Source organism: Deinococcus metallilatus (assembly GCF_004758605.1).
GTDB classification, from domain to species: Bacteria; Deinococcota; Deinococci; order Deinococcales; family Deinococcaceae; genus Deinococcus; species Deinococcus metallilatus.
The window spans coordinates 545,001-560,923 of the sequence record NZ_CP038512.1; the positions used below are offsets into that span (position 1 = coordinate 545,001).

Annotated in this window: 20 protein-coding genes (1 of these 20 only partly in view); 8 read left to right on the forward strand and 12 right to left on the reverse strand. The window is 69.1% G+C overall.

All coding sequences use genetic code 11. From position 1 onward, the window contains the following. The 3 genes from E5F05_RS08550 to E5F05_RS08560 all read right to left on the reverse strand — a co-directional run. Positions 1-394: the 5' portion of an SRPBCC family protein gene (locus E5F05_RS08550; protein ID WP_129118209.1), read on the reverse strand. The gene continues 146 nt to the left of window position 1, outside the view; 394 of the gene's 540 nt are visible here — the first part of the coding sequence; the start codon lies at positions 392-394; its stop codon lies off the left edge, out of view. A 118-nt stretch (positions 395-512) separates the two neighbouring features. Next, complete coding sequence (locus tag E5F05_RS08555) at positions 513-1,265, reverse strand: PIG-L deacetylase family protein (RefSeq protein WP_129118210.1); 753 nt, start codon at positions 1,263-1,265, stop codon at positions 513-515. 114 nt (positions 1,266-1,379) lie between these two features. Beyond that, positions 1,380-1,883, reverse strand: a complete 504-nt coding sequence (locus E5F05_RS08560; RefSeq protein ID WP_241687092.1) for a DUF4870 domain-containing protein — start codon at positions 1,881-1,883, stop codon at positions 1,380-1,382. A gap of 40 nt (positions 1,884-1,923) precedes the next feature. Between E5F05_RS08560 and rnhA the strand changes: the two genes are divergently transcribed. After that, positions 1,924-2,469 (forward strand): ribonuclease HI, encoded by a 546-nt coding sequence (gene rnhA / locus E5F05_RS08565; RefSeq protein ID WP_129118211.1) that lies wholly within the window; start codon positions 1,924-1,926, stop codon positions 2,467-2,469. Here rnhA and E5F05_RS08570 read toward each other — a convergent pair. Then, positions 2,456-2,863: a GNAT family N-acetyltransferase gene (locus E5F05_RS08570; RefSeq protein WP_164973400.1), complete on the reverse strand. Its 408-nt coding sequence runs from the start codon at positions 2,861-2,863 to the stop codon at positions 2,456-2,458. The genes rnhA and E5F05_RS08570 overlap by 14 nt on opposite strands. Before the next feature lie 82 nt (positions 2,864-2,945). Here E5F05_RS08570 and E5F05_RS08575 point away from each other — a divergent pair, with 82 nt between their 5' ends. The 3 genes from E5F05_RS08575 to E5F05_RS08585 all read left to right on the forward strand — a co-directional run bounded on the left by E5F05_RS08575 (position 2,946) and on the right by E5F05_RS08585 (position 6,200). Then, positions 2,946-4,331 carry an MFS transporter gene (locus E5F05_RS08575; protein WP_129118213.1) on the forward strand — a complete coding sequence of 462 codons (1,386 nt, stop codon included), beginning with the start codon at positions 2,946-2,948 and terminating at the stop codon, positions 4,329-4,331. Between the two features lie 152 nt (positions 4,332-4,483). Continuing rightward, complete coding sequence (locus E5F05_RS08580; RefSeq protein ID WP_129118214.1) at positions 4,484-5,851, forward strand: MFS transporter; 1,368 nt, start codon at positions 4,484-4,486, stop codon at positions 5,849-5,851. Between the two features lie 22 nt (positions 5,852-5,873). Next, the gene (locus E5F05_RS08585; protein ID WP_129118215.1) at positions 5,874-6,200 is read left to right on the forward strand and encodes a barstar family protein; all 327 of its coding nucleotides are present in this window, start codon (positions 5,874-5,876) and stop codon (positions 6,198-6,200) included. A gap of 79 nt (positions 6,201-6,279) precedes the next feature. Here E5F05_RS08585 and glmU read toward each other — a convergent pair whose 3' ends face one another. The 5 genes from glmU to E5F05_RS08610 form a co-directional block, all read right to left on the reverse strand. Beyond that, positions 6,280-7,725 carry a bifunctional UDP-N-acetylglucosamine diphosphorylase/glucosamine-1-phosphate N-acetyltransferase GlmU gene (glmU, locus tag E5F05_RS08590; protein ID WP_129118216.1) on the reverse strand — a complete coding sequence of 482 codons (1,446 nt, stop codon included), beginning with the start codon at positions 7,723-7,725 and terminating at the stop codon, positions 6,280-6,282. 244 nt (positions 7,726-7,969) lie between these two features. Further along, entirely contained in the window at positions 7,970-8,905 is a 936-nt protein-coding gene (locus E5F05_RS08595) for a prolipoprotein diacylglyceryl transferase (RefSeq protein ID WP_129118217.1), read from the reverse strand. A gap of 155 nt (positions 8,906-9,060) precedes the next feature. Next, positions 9,061-9,831, reverse strand: coding sequence for a twin-arginine translocase subunit TatC (tatC, locus tag E5F05_RS08600; protein WP_129118218.1), 771 nt, complete (start codon positions 9,829-9,831; stop codon positions 9,061-9,063). A 13-nt stretch (positions 9,832-9,844) separates the two neighbouring features. After that, a complete protein-coding gene (locus E5F05_RS08605; RefSeq protein ID WP_129118219.1) occupies positions 9,845-10,114 on the reverse strand; it encodes a twin-arginine translocase TatA/TatE family subunit in 270 nt (89 codons plus the stop codon). Positions 10,115-10,286: 172 nt separating this feature from the next. Further along, the gene (locus tag E5F05_RS08610) at positions 10,287-11,024 is read right to left on the reverse strand and encodes an SDR family oxidoreductase (RefSeq protein WP_129118220.1); all 738 of its coding nucleotides are present in this window, start codon (positions 11,022-11,024) and stop codon (positions 10,287-10,289) included. Between the two features lie 117 nt (positions 11,025-11,141). On the opposite strand from E5F05_RS08610, the gene E5F05_RS08615 reads away from it, so the two are divergent. Both E5F05_RS08615 and E5F05_RS08620 read left to right on the forward strand, forming a co-directional pair. Continuing rightward, positions 11,142-11,642, forward strand: a complete 501-nt coding sequence (locus tag E5F05_RS08615; protein WP_129118221.1) for a hypothetical protein — start codon at positions 11,142-11,144, stop codon at positions 11,640-11,642. Beyond that, a complete protein-coding gene (locus E5F05_RS08620; protein WP_241687093.1) occupies positions 11,643-12,032 on the forward strand; it encodes a hypothetical protein in 390 nt (129 codons plus the stop codon). It begins immediately after the preceding gene. A gap of 302 nt (positions 12,033-12,334) precedes the next feature. Here the strand turns inward: E5F05_RS08620 and E5F05_RS08625 are convergent, their stop codons facing one another. After that, the gene (locus E5F05_RS08625; protein WP_129118222.1) at positions 12,335-12,886 is read right to left on the reverse strand and encodes a nucleotidyltransferase family protein; all 552 of its coding nucleotides are present in this window, start codon (positions 12,884-12,886) and stop codon (positions 12,335-12,337) included. A 100-nt stretch (positions 12,887-12,986) separates the two neighbouring features. On the opposite strand from E5F05_RS08625, the gene E5F05_RS08630 reads away from it, so the two are divergent. Continuing rightward, positions 12,987-13,613 carry a VOC family protein gene (locus E5F05_RS08630; protein WP_129118223.1) on the forward strand — a complete coding sequence of 209 codons (627 nt, stop codon included), beginning with the start codon at positions 12,987-12,989 and terminating at the stop codon, positions 13,611-13,613. Positions 13,614-13,650: 37 nt separating this feature from the next. Next, positions 13,651-14,118 carry an NUDIX domain-containing protein gene (locus tag E5F05_RS08635; RefSeq protein WP_129118224.1) on the forward strand — a complete coding sequence of 156 codons (468 nt, stop codon included), beginning with the start codon at positions 13,651-13,653 and terminating at the stop codon, positions 14,116-14,118. On the opposite strand, the gene E5F05_RS08640 is transcribed toward E5F05_RS08635, so the two are convergent. Both E5F05_RS08640 and E5F05_RS08645 read right to left on the reverse strand, forming a co-directional pair. Further along, positions 14,082-14,723 carry a rhomboid family intramembrane serine protease gene (locus tag E5F05_RS08640; protein WP_129118225.1) on the reverse strand — a complete coding sequence of 214 codons (642 nt, stop codon included), beginning with the start codon at positions 14,721-14,723 and terminating at the stop codon, positions 14,082-14,084. The genes E5F05_RS08635 and E5F05_RS08640 overlap by 37 nt on opposite strands. A gap of 72 nt (positions 14,724-14,795) precedes the next feature. Further along, a complete protein-coding gene (locus E5F05_RS08645) occupies positions 14,796-15,815 on the reverse strand; it encodes an aspartate-semialdehyde dehydrogenase (RefSeq protein ID WP_129118226.1) in 1,020 nt (339 codons plus the stop codon). Positions 15,816-15,923 lie beyond the last annotated feature (108 nt).

Sequence of the window (15,923 nt, forward strand, 5' to 3'; positions counted from 1 at the left end):
GCAGCATCCGCTCGACGGGTTTGCGAATCCAGCTGTAGCGGACGCGGCCATTCACGCTCAGCGTGACCTCGGTGCCGCCCGGCATGGCCTTGAAGGTCCAGCCCTGCGTCAGCTTTTCCAGCGGCCCCACGTTCCGCACGCTCTCCCAGCCGCCGCGCAGCGGTGCCTGGAGTTGCCCGTACTTGGCGACGAAGCTCAGGCCGAGCAGCCGCCGCGAGAACTTGAAGCGCACCAGCACGTTGTTCGCCAGCCGCCCCTCCCCGCCCTCGTACTCGGCCCGGACCAGATTGGGGTCCCACCCCACCCGCCGCTTCGGCTCCAGCGCCAGCCGGTACAGCACGTCCGGGCGCGACCGCACCACGATGCTCTGCTTGATGTGGATGTCTTCGGACATGTCGGGGGCTACTGTAGCGCGGGAAGGGCGTGTGGCTCGTGGCTTGTAGCGTGTGGACAAGCCCCAGCTTTTGCCCTGGCCCAGGCTCAAGCCTCTACAGGCCACATGCCCCAAGCTCTCAGTCCAGATATTCCCGCGCGTGCAGGTGCGCCGCCCGCAGGTTGAACCGCTCGGCGTACTTCACCCCGGCGAGGCGGCCCAGAGCGGCGCGGCCCTCGCGGAACTGTTCGGCGCTCCAGGCCCACTTGTAGAAGTCGCGGTAGTACCCGGCCACGTCCTGCGCGGCCTCGAAGGTGTCTTCGGTATCCACGAACACCTCGGGGTAGGGGCTGGCGGGGGCGTAGTACTGGTAAAAGCGCACCGGCTCACGCCACGCCTCCAGGCGGGCCACGTCCTCGCCGCTGTCCACCGCCTCGTCGCCCAGGTTGGGGGCGGGGGGCATCGCGGCGCCGCCGCCCGACTCGTTGATGATCTTGGGGATGCGGGCCAGCGTGATCGCGTCAAAGGCGATCTTGGCGGTCATGCGGTGGTCGGGGTGGGGGTGATCGTCACTCCAGGTGATCACCGCGTTGGGGCGGAAGTGGGCATAGAGGCGGGCGAGTTGCAGCGCCTCGTTCCGCCCGCCGGTCATGCGGCTGTCGCCCATGTCGAAGAAGTGATAGGTCGCGCCGATGCGGTTCGCCACCCACGCCCCGTGTTCGCGCCGCACCCGCCGGACCTCCTCGTGCGGGGCGTCCCCGAACTGCGACGCCAGTTCACCCAGCGTCGTCCAGACCAGCATCACCTCGTCGCCGCGCGCCGCGTGTTTTGCCAGTGTCCCGATGCACCCGATCTCGTCGTCGGGGTGTGCAAATACCGCCATGATTCGCATGGAGAGAGGATAGGGCTTGTGGCCTGTCGCTCGTGGCTTGTGGAGAAAAAGAAAAGCGGCTGAAGTGGAGGCCGAAGCTTCTCTACAAGCCACAGGCCACGCGCCACACGCCCCTCACCGAACAAACCGGAGGCTCAGCGGATACCGGTACGCCCGCCCCTGGCTCACCCGGATCACGGCCAGCAGCATCACCACCAGCGGAAAGGCCCACAGCACCAGGCTGGCCGGAATGAAGAAGGCGAAGAAGGCGGCCAGCGAGCCGAAGAAAGCGAAGGCACCCAGGTTGGGGGACCCCGCCGCCGCGCCGAAGGCCCCGCCGATCAACCCCAGGCTGAAGAGGGCGAGGAACAGCAGGCCCACCAGAACCGAGTACAGCCACACGCTGAGCTGGAAATTCAGCGCCTCCTTGCCCTGGTCGTCGAGCACCGGGGCGCGGTCGCGGTACGCCAGCCAGGCGGCCAGCGGCCCCAGCACGTTCCCCAGGCCAGGCAGCACCAGCCCCAGCAGCGGCGAGAGGTGAATCACCAGCGCGGGCGTCCGCTCCGGCTCGGGGATGAAGCGCGGATCGGCCATCTGGGCCGGGGGGTGGCCGGAGAAGTGGGGTTCCGGGCGGCTCATATTGACAGTACGGCTCGGCCTTGCCTACAGTTCCGGGGTTATGACGCGCTCCGGCAAGCCGCCCTTTCCACGGAAAAAACAGGACGCCGCCCGCGACCTGTTGCCGATCAAGGCGGGCATCCAGCCGGAGGTGCCGGTCGCCGGGGAACAGGTAGACCTCTACAGCGACGGCGCCTGCGACACCCAGGCCGGGCACGGCGGCTGGGCCACCATCCTGCGCTACCGGGGCAAGGAACTCGTCCTGAGCGGCAACGAGCGGGACACCACCAACAACCGGATGGAACTGCGCGGCCTGCTCGAAGGGCTGAAGGTGCTCAAGCGGCCCTGTCAGGTTCGGGTGGTGACCGACAGCCAGTACCTCCGCAAAGCCTTCACCGACGGCTGGATTCTGAAGTGGCAGCGCAACGGCTGGAAGACGGCGGGCGGCGACCCGGTCAAGAATCAGGACCTCTGGGAGGAGCTGATCGCGCAGGCCAGAACCCACGCCCTGACCTTTGTCTGGGTGCGCGGCCACAATGGTCACGGCGAGAACGAGCGGGTGGACAAGCTCGCGGTGGAGGAGCGCAAGAAACTCAGGAACGGGTAAGGGTGCAGAGGTAACGCGGACGGCCTCCCTTCGGCGGGGCGGTCGTGACCTCGAACCCGGCGCGGCGGTAGAAGCCCACCGCATTGTCGTCCGTCTCTGCGACCAGGGGCGCGGCGTTCAGGTGGGCGGCCAGGGCACGCAGCAGCGCCCGCGCGTGCCCCCGGCCCTCCTCGCCCGCCGCAGTGCCGAGGTGCAGCACCTCCACCGCCTCCCCGTGTTGCCGGAGGCCCGCCGCGCTCACGGGTTGCCCGTCCATCACCCAGGCGAAGACGTGCCGCTCCGGGTCGCTGCGGTACTCCTCCAACGTGCGGCGGATGCGCTCCGGGTGGGGGAACATCGCGCGGGCCAGCAGCGTTTCCAGCTCGGGGGTGAGCGTCTCGGCCTCGGTCAGCATGGCCGCAGGGTACGGCCCGCGCCCGCTGCCCCCGCCATCCGGCGTATGTTCCGCGCCTCCGGGGCCGCTTACGCTGACGGCAATGAACGCTGCCCCTGCTGCCGCTCCCGACGCCCCACCGAACGGCTGGCGGACCTTCCTCTGGCTGTGGGGATCGCAGGCGCTGAGCGTGCTGGGGGGCGGCCTCAGCGGGTTCGCCATGAACATCTACCTCACGCAGACGCGCTTTCCGCTCGAATCGCAGCGGGCGGAACTGGCGGCGGCGCTCTCGCTGACGGCGCTGGGGTGGACCTTCGCGGCGATCTTCGGGGCGCCGCTGGCGGGGGCGCTGGCCGACCGCTGGGACCGCCGCCGCATCATGCTGACCTGCGACCTGCTGGGGGCGCTGCTGCTGGCGGGCGGCGTGGCGCTGGTGACGCTGACCACCCCCCCGGTCTGGGCACTGGTGGCCTACACGGCGGCGCTGGGCCTGGTCGGCACCTTTCACGGGTCGGCCTTCGACACGAGCTACGGGCTGCTGGTGCCCCGAGCGCAACTGCCGCGCGCCAACGGGATGATGCAGACCATCTGGAGCCTCTCGGGCCTGCTGAGTCCCGCGCTGGCCGCGCTGCTGATCGGCCTCCCGGCGCTCGCGCGTTCCGGCGGGGGTCCGGCCTGGCTGGCGGGCATCCGGGACGGCGTACCGCTGGCCTTTGCCATCGACGGGGCAACGTTCCTGCTGGCGGCGCTGGTGATCTGGCGGCTGCGGATTCCCTCGCCGCCGCGCCGGGAAGCTGGCCCGCGGCCCAGTCTGGGGCAGGACATGCGCTTCGGGTGGAAGTTCATCTTCTCGCGCCCGCCGCTGCTGCATCTGTTGCTGACCTTTGCCGCCGTCAATCTCCTCACGAGTGGCGTGGGTGTGCTGCATCCCCTGCTGGTGCGGTTCGCGCTGGTGCCGAACGAGGGGGCCGGTGGCCTCTCGCAGGAAGCGGCGCTGGCGACCCTCTGGACGGCGATGAGCGCGGGGGGTCTGGCGGGCGGCCTGCTGGTCAGCGCGTGGGGCGGCCTGAAGCGGCGACGGGTGCTGGGCGTGCTGGTGCCGATGGTGCTGGCGGGGACGGCACAGGCGGCCAGCGGCGCGCTGGGGCATCTGGGCCTGCTGGTGCCCGTCTGTATCGCTGTCGCCTGTTTCGGGGTGATGACGCCGATCATGAACGCGCACTCGCAGGCGATCTGGCAGTCGCAGGTGCCGCCCGACATGCAGGGGCGGGTCTTCAGCGTGCGCCGCCTGATCGCGCAGTTCACCGCGCCGGTCAGTACCGCGCTGGCGGGCCTGCTCGCCGCCCGGTATGCGCCGGGCAGCATCCTGCTGTGGGCGGGGCTGCTGATGGGGCTGGTCGCGGGGGCGCAACTGCTGAACCCGGTCATCCGCCGCGTGGAAACGCCGCTGACCCCCGCCCCAGTCGCGCAGGCCGGGATGGGGGACTGAGCAGCTTTCCGGTCCGGGACGGAGAGTTCCCGTGATCAAGCTCGGGATGAGGAGGACGTTTCGGTGCTCTTCGCCAAGGGCGGAACCCGGAGGCCCGGCCTTGCTGATTTGCGTCCGCACGATCACACCACCCGTTTTAGACTGCCCTGTCTATGGCCTCCACCCACCTTCCCGGCGCTCCGGCCAGCGGCTGGCGCACCTTTCTGGCTCTCTGGGGTTCGCAGTCGGTCAGCCAGGTCGGCAGTTTCGTGTCGTGGTTTGCGCTGAACGTGTATGTCGCGCAGACGCTCTATCCCCACCCCGATCAGAAGGCCCCGCTGGCGCTGGCGCTGGGGGCCTTCGCCATCGCCGCGACGCTGCTGGCGGTGGTGCTGGCGCCCATTGCCGGTTCGGTGGCCGACCGCACCCACCGCAAGCGCGTCATGCTGGTCTGCGACGTGCTGAGCGGCGTGCTGACGCTCGGCATGGCGGCGCTGATGTTCGCGGCGGTCGTGCCCTTCTGGCTGCTGCTGGCCTTCGTGATCGCGACGCAGTCGCTGAGCCTCTTCCACGAGGCCGCGCTGGAGAGCAGCTACGCGATGATCGTGCCCGAAGAGCAGCTCACCCGCGCCAACGGCATGATGCAGACCACCCGGCAGTTCAGCGGCCTGATCGCGCCGACGATTGCCACCCTGCTCATCGGCGTGCCCACCCTGCTGCACGGCAGCGGCTGGCTGGCCTCGCTGCGGGACGGCGTGCCCTTCGCGCTGCTGGTGGACGGCGTGAGTTTCCTGCTGGCCGCGCTGGTTCTCGGATTGCTCGCCATTCCCAGCCCGCCCCCCGCCGAGGACCACGGGGGCGCCGCCGCGAACCTCAAGGCCGACACCCGCCTGGGCTGGACGTACCTGCTGCGCCGCCCGCCCCTGCTGTACCTCCTGATCGGGTCCGCCGTCGTGAACTTCGCCACCGCCGCGATTCCGGTCTACCAGACGCTGATCACCACCTTCACGTTGCAGGCAGACCGCGCGGCACGCGGCCTGAGCTTCCCGGCCACCCTCGCCATCATCGACACGATGACCGGCCTGGGCATGTTCCTGGGCGGCCTCACCATCAGCACTTGGGGCGGACTGAAGCGGCGGCGGGTGCTGGGTATCCTGATCCCCACCCTGGTGTCGGGCGCGGGCCTGGTGCTGATGGGCCTCTCCGGTGACGTGTACCTGACCGCCGCCGCCTTCACCCTGACCGTCTTCGTGATGCCGATCTCGCAGGCGCACAGCGCGGGCATCTGGCAGGCGCAGGTGCCGCGCGAACTTCAGGGCCGCGTCTTCGCCGTGCGCCGGATGGTCGCCCGCTTTACCGTGCCCCTCGGCATGGCCTTTGTCAGCGGCGTCTCCACCACCCTGCCCCCTGGTCCCGTCATCGCCGTCCTGGGCGTGCTGGTGATGATCGTCGGCACCCTGCAACTGCTGAACCCCACCGTGCAGCGCGTGGACGACAAGGCCTACGTGGACGGGCTGGCAGCGGCGCGGGGTGGGGATTGAGTGGAGGAGTTGTGAGGTCCGTATGGCTTACGCGATGTTAAATACGGCGAGAATCCATGACTGGTCGAGCTTCCACAACGTATGTGCCGAGGTCTTTGGCTTTCCCGACTTCTATGGTCGGAACATGGATGCCTGGATTGATTGCCTCACCTATCTGGATGAGGACGACGGGATGTCCCGGTTTGTACTCGGAGAGGGAGAACACCTTTTTATTCTCGTGCCGGATTTTAAGGAGTTTTCGGCGCGAGTACCGGAAATCGCCTATGCTTTCTTGGATTGCTCATCCTTTGTGAACAAGCGTTATCTTGAGGCAAAGCGGATGCCGCGCCTCGCTCTCGTCTTGCAGTGAAGGAGAGCATTTCACAGGAACGGGACAACAAGAAGTGGTCAGTGGGGCGTCCCTCCACTGACCACTTCCCACTCACCCCTTACTGCTTTTGCAGCCACCCCGCCAGCCACGGCAGCTTCTTCTGCACCTGCTCGCGCATTCCGCCCCAGTAGCGGCGCGACCAGCCTTCCAGGGTACGCTGCTTGCCGCGCGCGACCGCCAGCGCGCCTTCCGGCACGTCCTCGTGGACGGCGCTGCCCGCGGCGATAAAGGCGGCGTCCCCGATTACGCGCGGGGCGATCAGGGTGGAGTTGCTGCCGATGAAGACGCCCGCGCCGACGGTACTCTGGTGTTTGTTCACGCCGTCGAAGTTGGCGACAATCGTGCCCGCCCCGACGTTCGTTTCCGCGCCGATGGTCACGTCGCCCAGGTAGGCGAGGTGCCCGGCCTTCACGCCCGCGTCCAGCCGGGCATTCTTCGTCTCCACGAAGTTGCCGATGTGGACGCCCTGCCCCAGCACCGTGCCGGGGCGCAGGCGGGCGAACGGCCCCACGTCGCTGTCCGTGCCGACCTGCGCGCCTTCCAGGACGCTGTGGGGCTTCACGACCACGCCTTCCTCCAGCACGCTGTCGGTCACCACGCTGTAGGCGCCGACCGTCACGCCGTCCGCCACGCGCGTCTGACCGCGCAGGATCACGCCCGGCTCGATGGTCACGTCGCGGCCCAGCGTCACCGTGTCCTCGATGTAGGTGGTATCGGGGGCCTGCAAGGTGGCCCCGGCCTTCATATGCGCCATGTTGATGCGTTGGCGCACGATCCCCTCGGCCTGGGCGAGCTGGGTGCGGTCGTTCGCGCCCATCACCTCGTCGGGATCGGCCAGCTTGAAGGCGCGGACCTTCGCCCCTTCACCCCGGTACAGTTCCAGCAGGTCGGTCAGGTAATACTCGCCCGCCGCGTTGTCGTTGGTGATCCGCCGCGCGAGTTCGGGCGCGCGTCCGTCCATCACGTAGACGCCGGAGTTGAATTCCCGGACGGCCTTTTCCTCCGGCGTCGCGGCCTTTTCCTCCACGATGCGCTCCACGTTCCCCTCCGCGTCGCGGAGGATGCGGCCATAGCCGGTCGCGTCGGGCAGCTCGCCCGTCAGGATCGTGAAGGCGCTCCCCTGCGCGTGGTGGTCGGCGATCAGGGCGCGCAGCGTCTCGGGCCGCAGCAGCGGCGTGTCGCCGTACAGCACCAGCACGTCGGCGTCCCCCTGACCTTTCAGGGCATCCGCACCGACCAGGAAGGCATTCCCGGTCCCCGACTGCTGCTCCTGCCGCGCGAAGCGGACGCCTGCGCCTTGCAGCGCCGTTTCCACCTGCTCGGCCCCGTGTCCGGTCACCACCACGATGTTCCGCGCGCCCAGCTCCCGGGCCGCCTTGACCGCCCAGGCGACCATCGGCCGCCCCGCCACTGGATGCAGCACCTTCGGCAGTGCCGATTTCATGCGGGTGCCCTGCCCCGCCGCGAGAATGACCACGTCCAGCGGACGTTCTGTGTGTGTCATGCAAATCACCTGTCCGGGGCCAGTGTAAGGGAAGCCGGACAGGTGGGGACGGCGGGCCGGTGATCCCGCATTGAACAGCCGGTGTCCCGGTTTAGAGCCTTTGTCGTCAAGATGAGTTTGTTTTTGACCCTCTTCCACCAGGGGAGAGGGCCTTGCGAAGCAAGGGGTGAGGGGTCTTACAGACGAGCGGGGCGGCGCACACGCTTCCCCGTGTCTGCCGCCCCGCCTTGATCTGGTGCCCGGTCTACCGGCCCGCCGTCTCTCCCGGCCGCCCGTCCCGCACCTCTGAGCGCGTGTCGGGCTGATTGCGGATTCGGACGAGCATCCAGATGCTGATCAGAATCAGCGGGATGCTGATCAGGTGGGTTTCGGTCCACAGGCCGATGCCGGGCTCGTGGAGGCCCTGGCTGAGATAGGTCTTGAGCGGCAGGGGATTGAGGCGGAAGGTTTCTTCCCACCCGGCGCGCAGGATGGAGTACCACAGCCAGAACTGCCAGAAGGCCCAGCCCGCCTTGCGCGAGCGCAGCCAGAAGTAGGAGGCGACCGCGAGGATGATGCCGATGATCACGCCGTAGAGCTGCGTGAAGTGGACGGGCGCCGTCATCACGAGCTGCCCGCCGATCTCCTGGCAGTACTTGGAGAGGTCCATATCCGGGTTGGGATTGGGAATGCACATGCCTTCGTGAAAGGCGCGGGCGGAGGCGGGCCAGTGGTAGCCGATGGGCCAGCCCGTCACCCGGCCCACCGTATCGGTGCCGTTCATGATGTTGCCGATCCGCCCGCCGATGATCCCAAAGGCCACGCCGGGCACGCACAGATCGGCGTATTGGTAGAAATTGAGCTTGTAGCGCCGGGTGTAGTAGATCAGCACCAGAATCCCGCCGATCAGCCCGCCGTGAATGGAGATGCCGCCCGCCCGCAGGTTGATGATGTCCAGCAGCACGCGCGGAAAGGGGATGCCCGCGAACTGGTGCCAGGAGGTCACCACGAACAGCAGCCGCGCCCCGACCAGCCCCCAGATGATCATCCAGAGGATCATGTCGTTGAAGAGGCCCACGTTCAGGCCACGCTCGCGGGCCAGCCGGGTGCCCACCCACACGCCTGCCACGATGCCCAGCGTGATCAGCACGCCGTACCAGGCAATCGTGAAATTGCCGATCTGAAGGAAAACGGGGTCCATAAGTCCTGCGTAGTCTAGCCGGGTTGCGGCCCAAGGACCCCTCACCCCCTGGCTACGCCAGGCCCCTCTGCTTCGCAGCTTTGCAAGTCTCCCCAGGGAGAGGGGTCAAAAAAAAGCCCTCTCCTGGGGAGAGGGTTGGGTGAGGAGTCTTTCCCTCAGGCGCCGATGGCCGGGGCCTCTTCTGCCGGAACCACCCGGAACACGCGCGAGAGCAGCACGCCCAGTTCGTACAGCGCGTACAGCGGCACGGCCACCAGCATCATGTTGCCGGGGTCGGGCGTGGGCGTGATGACGGCGGCGGCCACGGCCACGCCCACCAGCGCGAAGCGCCAGCCCTTCCTGAGCATCACGTGGTTCACGATCCCGATGCGCGTGAGGATCACCGCCAGGATCGGCAGCTCGAAGGCCAGACCAAAGGCCACCAGGAAGGTGGTCACCGTCCCGATATAGTCCCGGAGATTCAGCAGCGGCGTGACCGCCCCGGCCAGAAAGTCCAGCAGAAAGCCGACCATCGCGGGCAGGACCAGTTCATATCCGAAGACGGCCCCCGCCAGGAAAGACAACCCGGCGCCGATGATGAAGGGCAGCCCCCACTTGCGCTCGTGGGGGTACAGCCCCGGCGCGATAAAGGCCCAGACCTGCCACAGGATAAAGGGCAGCGCCAGCGCGAGGCCCGCCCAGAACGACAGGTTGAGGGCCAGGAAGAACTGGTCCGTCAGGCCCTGGGTCACGACCGTCACGTGGCCCAGCCGGTACTGCTCCGAGGCGTGCAGCGGGACTTTCACCAGCTCGATCAGTTGCAGGCGGTACTGGAAGGCGATGACCAGCCCAACCGCCAGGAAGACCAGGCTGATGATGATGCGCTTGCGGAGTTCTTCCAGGTGGTCGAGCAGCGGCGCGCTCTTGAGGTCCTGTCCCTGCGTCATGCTGGCGCCGCCTTTACGCGCGGTGGTCGCGCTCGGTGACGGTTTCCACCACGCGCCCGTCCGCCGTCCGGGTGACTTCGGTGGTCACGGGCGTGCCCGTCACCGGGTCGAGGGGGCGGGCCTGCACGTCCGTCACGGGCGGGACGACCGGCTCACGCATTTCCTTCTTGTATTCCTTGATGCCCTGCCCCAGCCCCTTGCCGAGTTCGGGCAGCTTGCGTGCCCCGAAGACCAGGGCGATGACGACGATGATCAGGATGATTTCGAGCGGTCCGAGCGACATAGGGTTCCTCCTTGGGGGGTCCGTCCGGTGGGGGCACCGTGGCGGGTCTGCGGTCTTCAGCGTAGCGCCGAAGGATGAAGAGGACAGGTGCCTCCTCACACCCCGGGTGGCTACCTTGCTTCTATGCGGGCGCCGTCCCTTCGGATCAGCCGTTCCCCCCACCGTTTCTTAATCAGATCCCCCAGCCGCCGTCCACCAGCACCTCCTGTCCGGTGATGTACCCGGCCTCGTTCGTCGCCAGAAAGGCGACCGCCGCGCCCACCTCGTTCGGCTGCCCGAAGCGGCGGGCGGGAATGCGGTTCTGGAGCTTCTCGGCCTCGGCGGGGTCGGCGTGCAGGGCGCGCAGGCGGTCGGTGGCCGTGTAGCCGGGCGCGACGGTGTTGCAGGTCACGCCGTCGGCGGCGACCTCCAGCGCCAGGGTGCGGAGGTAGTTCGTGACCCCGGCCCGCAGCGCGTTGCTGACCGGCAGCGTCAGCGCGGGCCGCTCCACCGTCAGGCTGGTGATCGCGATGATGCGGCCCCACCCGCGCTCCCGCATCCCGGGCAGGACGGCGTCGGCCAGCCGCACCGTCGAGAGAAAGGTCACGTCGAAGCCCCGCCGCCAGGCCTCCTCCGTCACTTGGCTGGGCAGGCTGGGGGGTGGGCCGCCCGCATTGCTCACCAGGATGTCCACCGGACCCGCCGCCCCCGCCGCCTCCACCGCCGCGCGGACCCCCTCCGGCGTGCCCACATCGGCCACCACGCAGCGTGCCCCCAGGGCATCGGCCGCCGTCCGCAGGGCCGCCTCCCCCCGCGCCGCAATCGTCACGTGGGCGCCCAGCCGCACCAGCGCGTGCGCCGCCGCCAGACCGATGCCCTTGCTGCCGCCCGTGACGAGCGCGTGTTTGCCGTCCAGTCTGAAGAGGGTCATGGCGTAGGGTAACAGGCAGAGGGCCGCGGGCAGGAACGGGCAGGCGCAACTCTCCCGCCAGGGATGACCGTGACTGGAAGCGCCGACAGCCTGCGCCCGGGCCGTTACCATGCCCGTATGAACGTGCCGCGTGTCGCCGTCACCCTGATCGCGGGCCTGAGTGCTGGCCTGATCGCCTACAGCGCGTTTTATGTGCGTGGGGACACCGGAGGGGTGATGCAGTACCTGCGCGAGCGGGGCGACGTGCGTGACCTGGCGGCCAGCGGGGCGGGTGCGGCGCAGGTGGAGGCGGCGCGCCGCAACCTTGCGGCCCTGGGGGCGCAGATTGCCGACCCCGACTTCGCGCTGCGGATGTTGCCCGCCGCGCTGCTGGTCGGGCTGCTGGTGGCGGGGCTGGTGTGGTGGGCGTTCGGGTCGCGGGCCGGGCGCGCGGGGCGGGGGGACGTGCAGGAACGGATGGTGTTGCGCCTGGCCTACCGCAAGGGCGGACGCTTCACGCTGGGGGACCTGCAAACCGCCTCGCCGCTCTCGGAGGAGCAGGCCCGGACGGTGACGCGCCGGATGCTGGACGCGGGCCGCCTCGCCCGGGAGGGTGACACCTTCCGGCTGGTGCGGTGAGTGGCCGTGGCCTGGTCGCCGCAGGATCTCGCCCGGCTGCTCACGGACGCGCAGAACGGGCCGCATTACAGCCTCCGTGCCGCCCTGGCCCTGGCCGATGGGCAGCCGCCGCCGCGTATCGCGGGCCTGGTGGCGAGGCTGACGGGCAGCAAGCGTGCCCTCTGGACGGGCATCGCGCACGTGACGGGGACGGCTGGGCCGCCGGACGACGCGGGGCTGACGCGGCTGGCGGAGTGGGAGGGGCAGGCGGTGCGGGTGTTGACCCGGGAGCAACTGGCGCTGCGGCTGAACGGGCGGGCCGTGGGGGAGCTGCTGCTGGAGCATGTCCGGGAGATTCTGTGGACGGCGGGGCAGATCGCGGCGCAGGCGGACCGGGTCAGGATGGCTTGAGGGGGGTGGGCAGGGCATCTTGTAGCGAGTTGCCCCCAGCCCCCCTACCCCCGCCGGGGGCAGGGGGGAGCGGCGCTGCGCTGGGCAAGAGAGGTTCCTTGAGGCGGCGGGGCTGTGTTGGCCGTTGACGTGTCCGGCCTCGACGCCATGTCCGTTGACCTGGAAGGCCTCGGGCCTGCGGCCCGAACGGCTCGGCTGCCTGGAATGTGGAGCGGGAAGGCAGGTGTGGGCCGTCTGCTCCAGAGTTTGAAAAGAAAAAAGAAGGAAGGTTCTGCTTTTGCGGGAGGGCTGAAGGTGTTGGTTCAGGACTTCATCTCGCTCAGCCAGGGCCAGCGTTGGCGGTAATCGGCTACCTTGGCGGCGTAGAGGGTGGGGGTGTGGTTGCGGGGGTTGGGGCGGAGGCGGCCTGCGGCGAGGTCGGCCAGGCCGGAGGGGGCGTACAGCTCGCCTCGCTCGTCCACGCCGACGCAGGTGCATTCCACCAGAAATTGCTCGATGCCCTCGCGGGTGCTGTGCAGGGGGGGGCGGGTCAGGCCGTGTTTCTGTGGGAACCACAGGTGGACGCGCGCCTGGTTGCGGACCTCAATGCGGGCCTCAAGGTCGGCAAAGAGGGTGTCGGCGCGGCGGATCACGGCGTCTTCGGCCTCGTAGCTGGTGTCGGCGTCCCAGTAGAACAGGTCGTAGTCACGGATGTGCGCTTCCGGCGATTGTCCGCTCCGCACGTTCCACACGGTCCCGAACAGTGCCCCGGCGACCAGATACGCCTGCGGGGCCTCCAGTTCCGCGAGGCGGTCGAGAATCGCGGCGTTCACGGGGTTCAGGCGGATGATGTGCAGGAACTCGGCCTCGGTCATGTGGCCCCACCCTATCCCGTGCCCGCTGCTGGCCGAAGTCGTTTTCCATCACGGCGTCCGTCCCGTTTCTGGGAGCGGTCCCGGCCCCTATGCTGGACCCATGACCCCGGCCACCCTCGACCATCTGGTGATCGCCGCCCGCACGCTCGCAGAGGGCCGCAGGTGGCTGGAAGGCCGCCTGGGCGTCACGATGCAGCCCGGGGGGGAACATACCCGCTTCGGCACCCATAACGCGCTGCTCTCGCTCGGCCCCGGCGCGTATCTGGAAGTGATCGCGGTGAATCCGCAGGCTCCCGCTCCCGACCGCCCGCGCTGGTTCGGCCTCGATACACCCGAGTTGCGCGAGCGGCTGGAGGATGGGCCACGGCTGATCCACTGGGTCGCGCGGGTGCCTGGGCTGGCTGGCCTCGACCTCGCGCCCTTTGGTGAGGCCCTGGACCTGTCGCGCGGCGAGAACCGCTGGACGCTGACCGTTCCGGTGGACGGCGCCCTGCCGGGGGGCGGCGTCTGGCCCAGCCTGATCACCTGGCACACGCCGCCCCCGCCCGCACGCCTGCCCGACGCCGGAGTGCGCCTCGACAGCCTGACGCTGGGCACCCCCGACCCGGACGCCCTGCGCGCCCTGCTGAACACCCTGCATTTCGAGGGCGAGGTGGAGGTCCGCGAGGCCCCGCAGGCGGAACTGTCGGCGCTGCTGGAGACGCCAGACGGGCTGGTGACTCTGTGATGCAGAAGGCGGACGGCCCCAGGCAGAGGGCGTGGGGATGACCCGGCCACCACCTGATGAAACCTTTTACGCCAGCCCTGACGGACTGCCGGAGCGGGCGAGTGTGGGTGCGGTGGTGCTGCGCCGTGATGTAGAGGGCTGGCGAGTTGCCGTGGTCGTGGAGCCGGGCGAGGAGCGCCAGCTTCCGAAGGGGGGGCTGGAACCCGGCGAGACGCACGAGGCCGCGCTGCACCGCGAACTGCGCGAGGAGGCAGGGTTGAAGGCCGTGCGGTTGGTGGCCGACCTCGGTGTGCTGGAACGGCAGAACTACGCGCGCACCCGCTGGCAGGTCACGCGCTACTTTCTCGGCTTGACAGATGAGGTGGGGGAGACGCCGCTGGAACCGGGCTTCCGGCTGGAGTGGTGGCCTCTGGACGCCGTGCCGCCGCTGTTCTGGCCCGAGCAGTCGCGGCTGGTGGGGCGGGTCCGTCAGAATCTCGAACGGGGGGCATACGGGCTGACCTGACCCGCACGCGGCGGGCGCTTTCGGTGCAGCAGCGCCGCCGCGACGAGGCCCGCCACGAAGCCGAACAGGTGCGATTCCCAGGAGATGATGGGGTTGGTCGGCAGCACGCCCCACAGTGCCCCGCCATACAGGAAGAGGGCCAGGACTGCCACGGCGATGGCGGCAGGCGTCCTTTCCCACCACCCCACGCCGAGCAGGTAGGCCAGGTACCCGAACACCAGTTCGCTGGCCCCCAGATGCACGCTGTTCCCGCGCCCCAGCAGCCACACCAGCAGGCCGCCCACCACCACGATCACCAGCGTCGCCACCAGAAAGCGCCCCACGCCGCGCAGGGCGCTCATAAAGGCCAGCACCGCCAGCGGCACCGTGTTGGCGATCAGGTGCCCGAACCCCACGTGCAGAAAGGGGGCGGTCAGCACGTGGGACAGGCTGCCCGGGTCACGCGGCACGATGCCGTACTGATCCAGCGCCCCGCCGAACGCGAACTGATCGGTCAACTCCTGCACCCACTCCCCGCCCACCAGCAGCAGCGCCAGCAATGCCGCCAGCCCCACGGGCGAACGCCTGCGCGGGGGCCGGGGCGGAAGGGGAGGAGGCGACCTCATCCCCCCAGTGTGCCCCAAAAGTGAGAAGGCGACCGGGGAAATGTTCCGGTCGCCCCCGGCTCTCTGCCCCCCTTACCCGCTGACCCGCCCCCGCAGCGCCCCCTTCGCCTGAAGGTACTCCGCGATCTGCACGGCATTCAGCGCGGCCCCCTTGAGCAGTTGGTCGCCCGCCACAAACAGCTCCAGGCCGCCGTCGAACACCAGCGAGGCGCGGATGCGGCCCACCTCCACGTCGTACTTGCGGGTGGCGGTGAGGGGCATCGGGTAGAGCCTGGCGGCGGGGTCGTCGCGGACCTCGACGCCGGGGGCCTGGCGCAGCAGTTCGCGCGCCTCGTCGGGCGTGGCGGGGCGTTCCAGTTCCAGCGTGATCGCCTCGCTGTGGGTCCGCAGGGTGGGAATGCGGACGGCGGTGCATTCGATCTTCAGCGAGTCGTCGCCCAGAATCTTGCGCGTCTCCCAGACAACCTTCATTTCCTCTTTGGTGTAGCCGTTGTCCTGGAAGGCGTCGATGTGCGGGATCACGTTGAAGGGAATCGGGTAGGCGAAGACCTGCGCCTGCGGTTGCCCGCCCGCCAGCTCCACGCGCGTGCCCTCCAGCAGTTCCTCGATGCCCTTCTGGCCCGCGCCGCTGGTCGCCTGGTAGGTGCTGACGATCATGCGCTTCACGCCGTAGGCGCGGTGCAGGGGCGCGACCGCCACGACCGCAATCGCCGTCGTGCAGTTGGGGTTGGCGATGATGCCCTTGTGCTTCAGCGCGGCCTCGCCGTTCACCTCGGGCACGACCAGCGGCACGTCCGGCTCGTAGCGGAAGGCGCTGGAGTTGTCGATCACGACCGCACCGCCCGCGACCCAGGCCGGGGCGAGGGCCTTGCTGATGGACCCGCCCGCCGAGGCCAGGATCACGTCGGCGTCAATCGCGCCTTCCGGGGTGGCCCGTACCGTCAGTTCCTGCCCGGCAAAGGGCAGTTTCAGGCCCGCCGAACGTGGGCTGGCGTAGAGTTGCAGCTCGTCGAATTTCAGCGTGCTGCTCTCCAGCACCCGCAAGAGTTCGTGTCCGACCGCACCGGTGGCTCCCACAATCGCTACGCGCATCTTCTGTGCCTCCTCAAGAAAAATCCGCCACGCGGGACTTCGCGGGCGGCTGCTGACGCAAAGCCGCCCTACGGAGTGATGGTCGTGTGGCGGCGCATGGGGGCAAGG

What these genes read in the sequence shown, in the direction of transcription:
- E5F05_RS08555 (WP_129118210.1), bottom strand. Translation starts at nt 1,265, where the DNA reads ATGCGAATCATGGCGGTATTTGCACACCCCGACGACGAGATCGGGTGC.
- E5F05_RS08560 (WP_241687092.1), bottom strand. Translation starts at nt 1,883, where the DNA reads ATGAGCCGCCCGGAACCCCACTTCTCCGGCCACCCCCCGGCCCAGATG.
- rnhA (WP_129118211.1), top strand. Translation starts at nt 1,924, where the DNA reads ATGACGCGCTCCGGCAAGCCGCCCTTTCCACGGAAAAAACAGGACGCC.
- E5F05_RS08570 (WP_164973400.1), bottom strand. Translation starts at nt 2,863, where the DNA reads ATGCTGACCGAGGCCGAGACGCTCACCCCCGAGCTGGAAACGCTGCTG.
- E5F05_RS08575 (WP_129118213.1), top strand. Translation starts at nt 2,946, where the DNA reads ATGAACGCTGCCCCTGCTGCCGCTCCCGACGCCCCACCGAACGGCTGG.
- E5F05_RS08580 (WP_129118214.1), top strand. Translation starts at nt 4,484, where the DNA reads ATGGCCTCCACCCACCTTCCCGGCGCTCCGGCCAGCGGCTGGCGCACC.
- E5F05_RS08585 (WP_129118215.1), top strand. Translation starts at nt 5,874, where the DNA reads ATGGCTTACGCGATGTTAAATACGGCGAGAATCCATGACTGGTCGAGC.
- glmU (WP_129118216.1), bottom strand. Translation starts at nt 7,725, where the DNA reads ATGACACACACAGAACGTCCGCTGGACGTGGTCATTCTCGCGGCGGGG.
- E5F05_RS08595 (WP_129118217.1), bottom strand. Translation starts at nt 8,905, where the DNA reads ATGGACCCCGTTTTCCTTCAGATCGGCAATTTCACGATTGCCTGGTAC.
- tatC (WP_129118218.1), bottom strand. Translation starts at nt 9,831, where the DNA reads ATGACGCAGGGACAGGACCTCAAGAGCGCGCCGCTGCTCGACCACCTG.
- E5F05_RS08605 (WP_129118219.1), bottom strand. Translation starts at nt 10,114, where the DNA reads ATGTCGCTCGGACCGCTCGAAATCATCCTGATCATCGTCGTCATCGCC.
- E5F05_RS08610 (WP_129118220.1), bottom strand. Translation starts at nt 11,024, where the DNA reads ATGACCCTCTTCAGACTGGACGGCAAACACGCGCTCGTCACGGGCGGC.
- E5F05_RS08615 (WP_129118221.1), top strand. Translation starts at nt 11,142, where the DNA reads ATGAACGTGCCGCGTGTCGCCGTCACCCTGATCGCGGGCCTGAGTGCT.
- E5F05_RS08625 (WP_129118222.1), bottom strand. Translation starts at nt 12,886, where the DNA reads ATGACCGAGGCCGAGTTCCTGCACATCATCCGCCTGAACCCCGTGAAC.
- E5F05_RS08630 (WP_129118223.1), top strand. Translation starts at nt 12,987, where the DNA reads ATGACCCCGGCCACCCTCGACCATCTGGTGATCGCCGCCCGCACGCTC.
- E5F05_RS08635 (WP_129118224.1), top strand. Translation starts at nt 13,651, where the DNA reads ATGACCCGGCCACCACCTGATGAAACCTTTTACGCCAGCCCTGACGGA.
- E5F05_RS08640 (WP_129118225.1), bottom strand. Translation starts at nt 14,723, where the DNA reads ATGAGGTCGCCTCCTCCCCTTCCGCCCCGGCCCCCGCGCAGGCGTTCG.
- E5F05_RS08645 (WP_129118226.1), bottom strand. Translation starts at nt 15,815, where the DNA reads ATGCGCGTAGCGATTGTGGGAGCCACCGGTGCGGTCGGACACGAACTC.